This window comes from Bacillus nitratireducens (genome assembly GCF_036320425.1).
In the GTDB taxonomy this organism is placed as follows: domain Bacteria; phylum Bacillota; class Bacilli; order Bacillales; family Bacillaceae_G; genus Bacillus_A; species Bacillus_A nitratireducens.
This window is the reverse complement of the sequence record NZ_JAUMJO010000010.1, coordinates 98,564-110,814: the sequence shown is the minus strand read 5'-3', so window position 1 is coordinate 110,814 and position 12,251 is coordinate 98,564. Positions and strand designations below refer to the sequence as shown.

The following is a 12,251-nucleotide window of genomic DNA, read 5'->3' as shown; positions in this document are numbered from 1 at the left end:
GAAATCATTGTTTTGGACAAACTTCTCACCTTTGAGAGTCTGTCCTTTTTTGTTTATATGGGGCACCGCGAGCAATTTGGAAAAACCCCACGCTAAGCAAAAAATAAAATAAGCCATCCATTTGGACAGCTCATTTACATAATTCTCGAAAGCGGAAGTTAATCAACGAGGGTTTAATCTCAATATTTTCTTGATTTAATGATAATAGAAGATGGTCTCCGTTTTTCATTTATTAATTCTGGCATTTTTTCTAATCCTGTTGGAGTTGACTCTGGCTCAATAATTTTCTCAATTACAAAACCGTTGTCTATAAGAGTATTAATTAATGTTGAAATTGTTCTGTGATATTTAACAACACCATCTATCCACCAATGTTCCTCTCTTTTTCCTTCTTCTTGATAATTATCTAATGCCCAATGCAATCTATTTCCATTATTATCCTTAAACCAATTATTCATTTCCTTTCGAGCTGTTACTATTGGATGTTCTGTTGAAAAGATAAATTCACCATCATTTTTTAACAGATCTCTTATTTTCTTAATTAGATGTGAGTAATCTTCTATGTAATGTATAACTAAAGAACTTGTTATTAAGTCGAATTTTTGATTTGGCAAATTAAGTTCTTCTATTGGTACACACATATAATCTATTTTTTCGTTTTTGTTATACATTTCAGCTTGTTCAATCATATTTCTTGAGATGTCCACTCCTATAACTTTCGAGGCACCATTTTCTACACAGTACATAGAAAAATGACCAGTTCCACATCCCAAATCTAATACAGACTTATCTGTAAGATTAGCAATTATAGATTTAATTGCTGGCTGTTCAACAAAATCATTAAAGGTAAATCCATTTTCACGTAATGACTTATAATTTTTAAAGAAAAACGGATTATCATAAATGTTTTGTTTCATTATATACCTCCTATAATACAATCTATATTTTTTATATTCTAGGGGGCATCCAAAAATTCCTATATTAACCAAAATACACTTCAACTAACCTGCCATTTAGTTGAATAAGGAACAGTGTATATCCTATACATGTTAGGTTGACATAACGTCTCATTATCAGTAGCAAAGGCAAGGAGGAACCCCTACTCTCATAAGGGAACCTCCTTTTTTGTTCTATGAATCTATGTATTTTTTTATACATTCCTATCCTGGCGCGGTTTTAGGGTTCTTGTTTGTTATTGGATTAGCCAAAAAGCTGTATAAAATCTTGCATGCTCTTAGTGTGGGTTTTTTCCAAAAATCTGGCGGTACCCCATCACCATCAAGTTAAGAAATTTATTGTTCTCCCAACGAAAAAAGATTTAAACTCTTATAAGTAGCTAACTGTAACGAAAGAAAATTTCTTTTAGGGGGAACTTCAAAATATTAGCTTGATGGGCATGTGGCGGGTCCCTTACATATAGAAATCCTTTAATAATTTTTAAGATTATTCTAAAGGCATTTTTGGTCTACTCTTCATAGGAAATGATAGTAATTTCTTATTTTTGGGAAATGGATAGTAACCCTTGTATATTTTCCTTCTTGTGATTGAATAGAAATATCATGTCCCAATTTCAAAACCATTTGTTTTACAAGGTACAGTCCCATCCCAGTAGATTTTGTATGTGTTCTTCCAGTAGAACCTGTGAATCCTCTTTCGAACACACGATGTATATCTTCTTGCTTTATCCCAATGCCTGTATCTTGAATAAGTAATCGTTTCTCTTTATGATCCTCCTCAAAACCGAAAAAAATCTCTCCACCATCATTTACATACTTTAAAGCATTTGCAGTAATTTGGTCTATGATAAATGCTAGCCATTTGCTATCGCTTTGAACGAATTTCTGCGCTTCCTCCATATGAAAGTGAATTCGTTTCGTGATAAAGATTTTGGCATATTTCTTTACACTTTCTTTAATGATTTGATTCAACTGTATATCTGTAATGAAATAGTCTTTAGAAAACGAGTCAATCCGTGAATAGTAAAGAGCCTGCTCCACATAATTATCAATTTTGTTCAGCTCATCTTCAAACTTATCTACAAGAAAATCTACTGTTTTTCCTGTACTGTTCTCAATGAGTAAATTACTTGCGGCAATTGGAAGCTTTACCTCGTGAACCCAGGACATAATAAAATCTTGGTGATCCACTTTTTCGTGAATCAACTTTTGAAGTTGCTTAGAATGATTGTCCCTTACTATTTTTATCATTTTGACATATAAAGCTTGTTCATAATTTTGTGGTTCAAGCATTTCTACAGGAAAGTCTTCTTTCTGACTCTCAATTAAATCATTTAGTTCTAGGTAAAAGGACCTACGGTAATAATATCCTATAGTAATATACAGACTTACAGAGAGGAAACAAATAACATGAGTATAGAGCAGATTTTGAAGAACGAGATTCCGACTATCGTTTACAACCATAATTAATGAAACAAACAACATTAAAGTGAAGTACAGTATGAAAAAGAATCGTTTGTCTTTTGTATATTCAAAAAAACTCATAAAATAATATACCCGTAGCCTTTCTTAGTAGTAATGAAACCGTCTTTACCGAGGTCAGTAAATTTTTTGCGTATCCGTGCAATGTTAACCGTTAAGGTGTTTTCGTCCACGAATCTTTCATCAGCCCAAAGACTGCGCATTATCTTTGTTCGGCTTACAACAGTCCCTTTATTTTGCATGAGAAGTTTTAAAATAATAAATTCATTTTTTGTTAGTGTAATCGCTTCATTCCAATAAGACAGATTGTAGGATTTAAGGTTGAGCACAATTCCATCATGCTCAATAACTTTCAACTCTAAGTCTTCTATATACGTATACGTCCTACGTAGGAGCGCATTAACCTTTGCCATTAAAACATCTGTGTGGAACGGTTTATTAATAAAATCATCCCCGCCCATATTCATCGCCATTACCATATCCATTGGTGTATTACGAGATGAAAGAAAAATAATCGGCGCTTTTGAAGTTTCTCTAATTTTATTACACCAGTAAAATCCATCAAATGATGGTAAATTAATATCCAATAGTACAAGGTGAGGACTATTTTTAAGAAAAATTGATAATACTTGGTCGAAATCTTCTACCTTTACTGTAGTAAATCCCCATTTTTCTATTGTCTCTCCCAACATATCTCTAATAGTTTTTTCGTCTTCTACAATCATAATTTTCATGGTTATTCCCCCAAAATCGTATATTATTGATAATTTGTGTTATATGTTACGTGTTCATACTGCTGCATTAAATTACGATGGCATAATCGTCTATATCACATTATAGTGGAAAAAATAAAGAAAAAAGGGATATTTGTTCTAAGGTGACAAAACTGTAAGGTTAACATAAACAACTGTAAGGTTATTGAAGGGTTACACCATATAGAATAAAGCCTGTAAGAAAAAATAACTTCTTTAATGGAGGAAATATATATGAAATTAATAGTAGACGCAAAACAAATTAAAAAAATGTATGGAGCAAAAGGAAATACGTTTACTGCATTACATGATATTGATTTAACTGTTCGCGAAGGTGAGTTTGTTGGGATTATGGGACCTTCAGGTGCGGGGAAGTCCACACTTTTAAATATTTTGGCGACCATAGATCGGCCGACATCCGGTGAGATTTTGATTGATGGGACGAGCATACTAAACATGAAAGAAGAACAATTATCTGCATTCAGGCGGGATAAACTCGGTTTCATTTTTCAGGATTACAATTTATTAGATACGTTAACAGTAAAAGATAATATTTTGCTGCCACTTGCACTAGCAAAAATGAATGTAAAAGAAATAGAAAACAGAGTTAATGAGATTTCAGAGAGCTTTGGTATTCGTTCCATTTTAGATAAATACCCGTATCAAATTTCAGGGGGGCAGAAACAACGCACAGCTGCTTCACGAGCGATGGTATCGAAACCCAGCTTAATTTTAGCAGACGAGCCGACTGGAGCTCTCGATTCAAAATCGGCAGCAGATTTATTGGAGAGCTTGCAAAATTTAAGCCAAGAAGATAAAGCCACCATCCTCATGGTAACACATGATGCATTTGCAGCTAGTTATTGTAAACGCGTGTTATTTATTAAAGATGGCACTCTGTTTACCGAACTCGTAAAGGGGAATTCTTCCGGCAAAGATTTTTTCCAAAAGATATTAGATGTATTGTCCATTCTTGGAGGTGGTACAAGTGACGTTATTTAGTTTAGCGAAAAAAAATATTAAAGGGAATTTAAACAACTACCTTCTATACATTTTCTCTATGGTGATTAGTGTCGTGATTTGCTATACTTTCAACTCATTATTGTATACACGAGAAATTAAAAATGCCGTTAATAATATGGAAGGTACAATGTCACAAACCTCTTTCGTTTTAATAGGATTCGTAGCGGTTTTCATCGGATATTCTAATGCATTCTTCACAAAAAAACGTAAAAAAGAAGTAGGTTTATACTCCTTACTTGGTGTGAGAAAAAAAAACATCGCAAGAATGCTATTTTTTGAAAATGTAATTATCGGGGCTATCACTTTAGTATGCGGGCTCGTATTAGGGGTCATATTATCCAGATTGTTTATCATGTTACTTCTTAAACTCGTAGGTGCTCCGGTCGATGTAAGTTTTAGCATTCCAATGGAAGCAATTATGACTACCACTATTACATTTACGGTCATTACAATTTTTACATCCCTTCAATCGTATCTTTTAATTTATCGCTTTAAATTAATTGAATTATTCCAAGCAGAGATAAAAGGGGAGAAAGTACCAAAAGCATCTATTGTTTCTGCTATAGTTTCGATTATTTTACTGGTAAGTAGTTATTGGCTTATGTTTAACGGGGCAATAATCCTTTCTATGCCTCTTATTGCTATTGGAACATATTTCTTATTTCGTTCTTTAACTGTGTATTTACTAAGGCGTGCACAAAAAAATAAACCGAACTACTATAAAGGGATTAACATCATTGGAACATCTCACTTGTTGTATCGTATAAAAGGAAATGCTCTTATGCTTACAATCATCGCATTACTAATTTCTGTAGCACTGCCATATCTTCAAGCGAGTTTCTCTGAGTATTCAATTACTGAAAAAGATGCTCATGAAACAGCTCCTTTTAGCTATATTCATCTCTCAAAAGATGAAACATCAGACAATCAAATCAAACGGGTTATTTCAAAAGACAAAGAACATCCGATTACAGCGCAACTAGATATTCCGGTTATTCAAGTAAAAGGGAATACTTCAGCACCATTCCAAGATAAAAATAATCTTTCCGTTAATTTGATTTCAGAAAGTGGATTTCATAAAATGAACAAAATCCTAAAATTAGGAGATATACCAAACCTTTCTGGTGAGCACGCTATAGCATTTCAACAATACATTAATCAACCAGCCATTGATTTTATTGATCAAAAAGTCAACATTCAGTTACCTGAGGGGAATTTTACTTTTAAGCTCAACAAGTTAGAAAAAAAAGCGATACGACTAACCTCTGGTTCTGAGCTTTTATACATTGTAATTGATAATGCAAGGTTTGCTAGTGTTGCAAAACAAATCAATCCAATCATATATAAAGCTTATAAAGTAGCAGATGAAAAAACAACCAAGGAAACATCTGAGATTGTAATGACGCTAGCAGAGAATGATACTCATATGCGTACATTCTATAAAGCGTATAAACAAATAAAGGCACTTACAGGAATGAAAATCTTTGTAGTTAGTTCTTTAGCATTAGTTTTATTAGTGGCAACAGGAAGTGTTATTTACTTCAAACAGCTAACAGAAGCATATTCAGATAAAAATCGCTATGAAATTTTACGAAAATTAGGTGTAAATAAAAAAGAAGTACGGACTACGATAGCAAAACAAACATTATTTATATTTCTCCTTCCGTTAATTATTGGGATACTAAATGCAGCCATGTTAACAATGTCGGTATCATTACAATATAGCATGGACATACAGCAAGATATCATTTCATTTGTTTACGCTATGACAACATATGGTGTAATTTACCTTGTTTACTACGTGTTAACCATTAATTCCTATAATAGAATTGTGAATAAATAAATAGGAACCATCTCTCGAAAATCGGGAGGTGGTTCTTATTATTTAACAAAACAAGATGCATAGTTAACTGTGAGCTTACTTCTGAAATAAATAATTACAGAGAAATGAAATTTTCATTTAGGGGGCTTCAGAACCTTAACTTAATGGTGATGGGGTACCGCCACATCGCTATCAAGCTAAGCTTATGCAAAGTCAACTTTAGACGAGATTGTTTCTTTTTTCTAAGGGGCAAGTGTAGTTGATTGAAAGATTTGCATACGAAATAAACCCTAACGGGTTTCACTTCTTTGAATTGTTTTCCTTTAAAAGTAAGCGTCAAATAGTAGGTGGGGAATATTTGACGCTTACTTTTATATTACTAAAAAGGCATCTCTTGTATAAGGATAGTCAAAAGTTTAAATATCATCTCATAAAAATGTTTAGTTACAATTTTAATAAGAAAATATATTCGAAACTCCTATTTTTTTACATATCAAATAACAATTTTCCATGTGCTGTTGTTGTATCTACCGTAATAATAATTGGCTTTTGGTTAAAATATTTCGGTTGATGAAGATATGCTGCTGTCCCATATATCCAGTTATATATATTCAAGTGGCTTTTTTCACAAAAGAATCATAAAAAACTCTATCTATAGATAGAGGGTATTCAAAAAAAATCATCTTTCAGATAGATGTTCTAAAATAGTAGGGATGTTACAATCCTCCAGTAAGTAAGAAAATAAACAATAAATTTATACTTTATGGGGGTTTTAATTTGAATACTCAAGCTTGGATAATGATTGGTGCATTTTTAACAATTGTATTATTAACACAAATCGGAAGAAAAGTATTTACAACCACAAAGGCTGTATTGCCATTTATTCTTTGTGGTATAAGTGTTTATTTATTCGTCGAGGAAGTACCTACCTCAGGTTCAAATATGACCGCACTCATAATCATGACAATGGTCGGCATGATCATGGGAGGACTAATGCTTTTTACAGTGAAAGTAGAATATGGTTCTGACAATAAAGCGTACGTAACTGCTGGCATTCCTTATTTATGTTTATGGATTATTGGACTTGGATGGCGTGTCGTATTAGCTTATGTAGCGACAGACTGGTATCCACAACAATTTATAGATTTCATGTTATCGAATCACTTGGATTTTAATGTTATAGCCCCTGCTTTCGTATTTTTTACAATTGCGATGGTAGTTATTCGTACTATTGGAATTGTGATTAGGATACAAAGATATAGAAAAAATCTAAAGCAAATTAAAGAAATAGGTTAAGAAAAACAACTTCTTTTGCATAATGAAGTAGGTAAAACAAACACACTATACTAACTACTTCATTATTCTTTTAATTTCAGATTTTAGATGATATGTATTAAAGGAATTTAACTCAACTATGAACTATTATAATTGGGAGTTGTAAATTTTCAGCCTTTAAATCAAGAAATGGATATTCATCTATAGCCAAAAAATATAGAAACTAAACAGTAAGGTTGGGAGGGAATAAGTACATGGAAAAAGTATTTTTAAAAATGATTGATAGTCATGCAGGAAATGCGATAGGAATTATCTTAGTATGCGTATTTTTTTATCAAGGTTTCGCACCTCATGGTACCTTTGCAATATGGGTTTGTAGCGTTTTTGTAACAATTTATCTATGGATGTTGTATTCACCAAAATCTTGGTGGAATGCACGGAAGTACGCTTTATTTACGAGTATATTAATAAGCATATCATGTGTATTATATTTTTTTCATCCGAATTTTCCAAATTATGCGTTATGGCCACTCATAGTTTTTCTTGCCGCTGCAGAACCAAGGTGGACACGAGTAACGTCAATTTTAGCTGCTATAACGGGGATAGTTATTATTCTATTTATACATGCGAATACGTTTCCTTATCAAGAAACATTAATTATTATCGGCCTCTATGTCTCGATCCGAAGTACATCCAAGCTAAGAGATGCATATCAAAAAAATCAAAAACAACTAAAAGAATTAGACGAAGCACATGCTGAACTACAAGAAACAACGGTATTTTCTATGCGATATGCAGCTTTTACGGAAAGAACAAAATTAGCAAGAGAGATTCATGATGGACTTGGACATCAAATGACCTCACTTATTATTCAATTACAGGTTCTTAAGATTATATTAAGGAAAAATCCTGCTGATGCCCAAGATCATGTTGAAGAACTTTTAAAGGTGGCACGAAAAGGAATGGAAGAAATCCGCGTCGCTGTTAAGGAATGGACAAGTGATGAAAAAGATCTCGGGCTTACTTCATTAAAAGGATTGATTTCACAGGTTCAAGCGAATTCTTTATTACAAATTGAGTTCATTCAAGCTGGAAATATAACAGAGTGGACGATGGAGGAAAGTACAATTCTGTATCGCATTCTACAAGAGTCTTTAACGAATGTCTTACGACATTCTAATGCAGATTCTGTTATTGTAAACGTAACAGAAATAGACGGAGTAGTAAAACTCACAATTGATGATAATGGTATATATACAGGGGATAAGCCATTAAAATATGGCTTTGGACTCAATGGTATGATAAAACGCTGTAAATCAGTTGGAGGTAATTGTTCCTTTTTTCTAAATGAACCAAAAGGACTTCGAGTTGAAGCTACTATTCCAATTCAGAAAAATGGAGGAGAAGTATGACAGAAAAGATTCGTATTGTGCTAGCTGATGATGAACCATTTGTTCGAAAAGGCCTATGCTATATTATTGAAATGCAAGATGACATGGAGATAGTTGGGGAATGTAAAGACGGTAAGGAAGCAATTAAAGTGGCTTTAGAAACTGCACCAGATATGGTAATTATGGACATTCAAATGCCTGACTTATCAGGCATTATGGCTACTAAAAACATTATGAGTATATTACCAAACACAAAGGTTGTTCTATTAACAACATTTGATGTACAACAATATGTCTTAGATGGTATTCGAGCTGGTGCAGTGGGTTATATATTAAAAGATACTGAGACGGAGGAAATGTTAGATGGTATTCGATCTATGAATAGAGGGGCAATGATTTATAATAGCACGACAGCAAATCAAGCTTTTACACAATTTATAAAACACGATAATAATGATTATAATTTAGCTGGCGAAGAACTTGAATATACGGAAACTCTAACTAAGCGAGAGAATGATGTTTTACAATTATTAGCTTATGGAAAACAAAACCATGAAATAGCTAAAATCCTTTATGTTTCCGAAGGGACAGTCAAAACTCATATCCACAATATTCTTCAAAAACTAGATGTAACAGATCGTACACAAGCAGCTGTAATGGCAATTCGAAAAAAAATTGTAAAGTGATATCTACTGTATGTAGTAAAAAGAATAAAATTTTAAATTAACATAGTGTTTTTCTAATTGAAATTAAACAGATTATAATAAAAAAGAAGGAGAGTATAGCATGGATAATACAACGGGTCTTATTATTTTAATTCTTATAATTCTCCTTAAACTAAAAGAAAGGGAATTGAAAGTTCAACGAATGTGGATTGCTCCTGTATTAATTGCATACTATACATTTACTCATGTATTTAACGATCTCACATTAATAGAAACAGGTCTATTTGTAGTATTACTTGCTCTTGGAGGAATTGTAGGAGCTGTGCGTGGTTCTACAACTATAATACGAATCGATAAAAATAATGGGAAGGTTTATGCTAAAAATTCTTATATCGCCTTAGGTATATGGATTGTTGTATTTATTTTACGTTTTATTGTAACGTATATTTTTAAAGGTTCAAGTCAGTATGCGCTAGGTTTAGTAACGAATGGTATTTTTTGCTTTATTGCGGCGAGTGAGTGTATAAGAAGAGTGATTCTATTCTTAAAAGCTAAAAGTTTGATGCATACAAGACATTAAGTATTGCTAAGGGTAATTTTTGTAGTGTAGCAAATTTCAGTGTTTTTCTAACACCAACACATTGCTATCAAGGTAAGAAAAGCAAATACCCCAGAACGAAAAATTTGTGCATTTTGCTCGTATTTATTGTTTTGGGGTAATTCGTACTTTTAGCTTGATGGTCATGCGGTGTTACCCCATGACCATCGAGCTAAGTTCCTATAATATCTTAAAAACGAAAAATTTATTTCTCCACAGTCATTCTTCTTTTTTCAACGCTAATTAATTTTAAAAAATTATACTCAAAAGTGTGGATGTTAAAAAATTTTCAATGACTATTAATACTTCATAAAAGTTATTGTAAATTTTGTGAATGAATGTTTTTGGCTTTCTACTCTAATAAATCCATGATGAGCTTCGATAATTGATTTTGCTAGTGCTAAGCCAATTCCAATAGATCCTTCTTTTTTAGAGTTTTTTGCTTTGTAAAATCTATCGAATATATATGGTAAATCTTCTGATGCAATACCTTCACCAAAATCTTCAATAATAATTTCAGTATGAATAGGAGAACTTGTAACTTCAATATAAATGGAATTACTTTCATTTGAATGTTCAATGGAATTCTTTAAAATATTTAATAAAGCTTCTTGCATCCAAATACTGTCATGAAAAAGTGATATTTTTTCATTGTTTTTTAAATATATGTTAATATTTTTTTCATTTAATTTACTGTTCAAACTAGCAATAACCTCATAAATTGTATCAATAATATTAGAGTTTTCTTTTTCAAATGGTATTGCCCTAGCATCTATTTTTGAAACTTTTAATAAATTATGTATTAAAAAGCTTATTCTTGAAATTTGAGCATTATTATTTTGTAAAAAGTGATATTGCTGTTCATTTAATTTACCTTGTAATAAGATATCGTTGTTCACTGTTAGTGTTGAAAGTGGTGTTTTTAGCTGATGAGAAATATCTTGTAAAGTTTGTATTAAAAATTGTTTCTCTTCCAATAAATTATTCATACTTTTTCTAATAATATTTTTCAGTTTATGAAAAGAATTAGCAAGTTTCGCTAGATCTCCTTCTCTATTTTCCTTGATATCAATGGTGTAATCACCTTCGATAATTTTATTTGCTGCAGCTGTTACATTTCGAATTTTTAAGAAAAACGATTTATACTGTAAGTAATTCATAAAAATTAAAATTAGACTGAACCCTATTAATCCATAGAGCATGTACAAATTGTTTTGGGATATATGTTTATTTAAATAAGGAAAAAGTCTTGAATCCAATTCAGCAGATAGTCCATATTGATTTAATAGTACTGTTCCATTACTGGAATAAATTTCTTTGTTAGCTGTATTATTTGTAAGTACTTGTATTATTTCGTATTCATTTTCTGGATGTTGTGCAACAAGTTTTCCGGTAATTTCACTCCAAATAGTAATATAATCATTTTTTAAATGGTCATATAGAATATGAACTGTGATAATTTGATATATAATAAATAACAAAAAGATTAATGCTAATGTAAGTATATTAATTTTTATTTCTCTATTTATCATTAAATTACTCCTTACTGACATCTTTATCCCAATAATATCCGAGACCTCGCTGTGTGATTATATAGTTGGGATTTTGTGGATTATCTTCAATTTTACTTCTTAATCTTTTTACATAAACAGAAAGAGTATTTTCATCAAAAAACACTTCACTTTCATCTGCTATTTTTTTTAATATTTCATTTCTTTGTAATACTTGATGAGGACGTAGCATTAGCGTTAATAAGAGTTTATATTCTAAATGAGTTAAATTTATACTTTTTTCATGCTTAAAAGCACTGGCCGCTTCAACTTCAAGCTGTATATTTCCAGACCTCAATATAGTATTAGGAGCTGTTTTAATTTTTTTTCTCAACTGTACTTTTACTCTAGATAATAGTTCTTTTACCCTGAAGGGCTTTGTTATGTAATCATCTCCACCAATTTCAAGGCCCATTACTACATTTGCTTCCTCATCTAGTGCAGTGAGAAAAATAATAGGTATATCACCTTTTTTTTTAAGATAGGTACATAAATCATACCCATTTCCATCAGGGAGTCCAACATCCAATATAGCTAAATCGAATTTATTATTTTCGTATTGATCTTTTGCATCTTGTACAGTAGAAACTCTTATAACCTCAAGCCCTTCTCCTTTTAGAGTAAACTCAATAGCCATTCCAAGATCGTTATCGTCTTCAACGAATAATACTTTATCCACAGTATCTCTCCTCATTTGTCTTTGATTATTGCAGTATTTTAGATTATGACAGTTATTT

General features: G+C 31.9%; 11 protein-coding genes. 6 read left to right on the top strand and 5 right to left on the bottom strand.

Annotated features, from left to right (window positions below; translation table 11 throughout):
• Window positions 1-179: 179 nt before the first annotated feature.
• The 3 genes from Q3V31_RS26835 to Q3V31_RS26825 form a co-directional block, all read right to left on the bottom strand.
• Complete coding sequence (locus Q3V31_RS26835; protein ID WP_000812398.1) at window positions 180-917, bottom strand: class I SAM-dependent methyltransferase; 738 nt, start codon at window positions 915-917, stop codon at window positions 180-182.
• 555 nt (window positions 918-1,472) lie between these two features.
• Window positions 1,473-2,501 (bottom strand): sensor histidine kinase, encoded by a 1,029-nt coding sequence (locus Q3V31_RS26830; RefSeq protein WP_097872377.1) that lies wholly within the window; start codon window positions 2,499-2,501, stop codon window positions 1,473-1,475.
• On the bottom strand, window positions 2,498-3,172 hold the full coding sequence (locus Q3V31_RS26825; RefSeq protein WP_000699964.1) for a response regulator transcription factor: 675 nt from the start codon (window positions 3,170-3,172) through the stop codon (window positions 2,498-2,500). The genes Q3V31_RS26830 and Q3V31_RS26825 overlap by 4 nt, the downstream gene beginning before the upstream one ends.
• Before the next feature lie 252 nt (window positions 3,173-3,424).
• Here Q3V31_RS26825 and Q3V31_RS26820 point away from each other — a divergent pair, with 252 nt between their 5' ends.
• From Q3V31_RS26820 to Q3V31_RS26795, 6 genes are all read left to right on the top strand, one after another.
• Complete coding sequence (locus tag Q3V31_RS26820; protein WP_097872376.1) at window positions 3,425-4,192, top strand: ABC transporter ATP-binding protein; 768 nt, start codon at window positions 3,425-3,427, stop codon at window positions 4,190-4,192.
• Complete coding sequence (locus Q3V31_RS26815) at window positions 4,179-6,056, top strand: ABC transporter permease (RefSeq protein ID WP_097872375.1); 1,878 nt, start codon at window positions 4,179-4,181, stop codon at window positions 6,054-6,056. The genes Q3V31_RS26820 and Q3V31_RS26815 overlap by 14 nt, the downstream gene beginning before the upstream one ends.
• Before the next feature lie 756 nt (window positions 6,057-6,812).
• A complete protein-coding gene (locus Q3V31_RS26810; RefSeq protein ID WP_001095937.1) occupies window positions 6,813-7,331 on the top strand; it encodes a hypothetical protein in 519 nt (172 codons plus the stop codon).
• Between the two features lie 233 nt (window positions 7,332-7,564).
• Entirely contained in the window at window positions 7,565-8,722 is a 1,158-nt protein-coding gene (locus Q3V31_RS26805; protein WP_097872374.1) for a sensor histidine kinase, read from the top strand.
• Complete coding sequence (locus Q3V31_RS26800) at window positions 8,719-9,387, top strand: response regulator (RefSeq protein ID WP_000136654.1); 669 nt, start codon at window positions 8,719-8,721, stop codon at window positions 9,385-9,387. Before Q3V31_RS26805 ends, Q3V31_RS26800 begins: the two co-directional genes overlap by 4 nt.
• Window positions 9,388-9,487: 100 nt before the next feature.
• Window positions 9,488-9,946 carry a CcdC protein domain-containing protein gene (locus Q3V31_RS26795; RefSeq protein WP_000370727.1) on the top strand — a complete coding sequence of 153 codons (459 nt, stop codon included), beginning with the start codon at window positions 9,488-9,490 and terminating at the stop codon, window positions 9,944-9,946.
• A 317-nt stretch (window positions 9,947-10,263) separates the two neighbouring features.
• On the opposite strand, the gene Q3V31_RS26790 is transcribed toward Q3V31_RS26795, so the two are convergent.
• On the bottom strand, window positions 10,264-11,496 hold the full coding sequence (locus Q3V31_RS26790; protein ID WP_097872373.1) for a HAMP domain-containing sensor histidine kinase: 1,233 nt from the start codon (window positions 11,494-11,496) through the stop codon (window positions 10,264-10,266).
• Between the two features lie 4 nt (window positions 11,497-11,500).
• Window positions 11,501-12,193: a response regulator transcription factor gene (locus tag Q3V31_RS26785; RefSeq protein ID WP_000362054.1), complete on the bottom strand. Its 693-nt coding sequence runs from the start codon at window positions 12,191-12,193 to the stop codon at window positions 11,501-11,503.
• Window positions 12,194-12,251 lie beyond the last annotated feature (58 nt).

Excerpts from the sequence above, each read along its gene's own strand:
- Q3V31_RS26800 (WP_000136654.1), top strand. The coding sequence starts at position 8,719 with ATGACAGAAAAGATTCGTATTGTGCTAGCTGATGATGAACCATTTGTT.
- Q3V31_RS26825 (WP_000699964.1), bottom strand. The coding sequence starts at position 3,172 with ATGAAAATTATGATTGTAGAAGACGAAAAAACTATTAGAGATATGTTG.
- Q3V31_RS26830 (WP_097872377.1), bottom strand. The coding sequence starts at position 2,501 with ATGAGTTTTTTTGAATATACAAAAGACAAACGATTCTTTTTCATACTG.
- Q3V31_RS26790 (WP_097872373.1), bottom strand. The coding sequence starts at position 11,496 with ATGATAAATAGAGAAATAAAAATTAATATACTTACATTAGCATTAATC.
- Q3V31_RS26820 (WP_097872376.1), top strand. The coding sequence starts at position 3,425 with ATGAAATTAATAGTAGACGCAAAACAAATTAAAAAAATGTATGGAGCA.
- Q3V31_RS26835 (WP_000812398.1), bottom strand. The coding sequence starts at position 917 with ATGAAACAAAACATTTATGATAATCCGTTTTTCTTTAAAAATTATAAG.
- Q3V31_RS26805 (WP_097872374.1), top strand. The coding sequence starts at position 7,565 with ATGGAAAAAGTATTTTTAAAAATGATTGATAGTCATGCAGGAAATGCG.
- Q3V31_RS26795 (WP_000370727.1), top strand. The coding sequence starts at position 9,488 with ATGGATAATACAACGGGTCTTATTATTTTAATTCTTATAATTCTCCTT.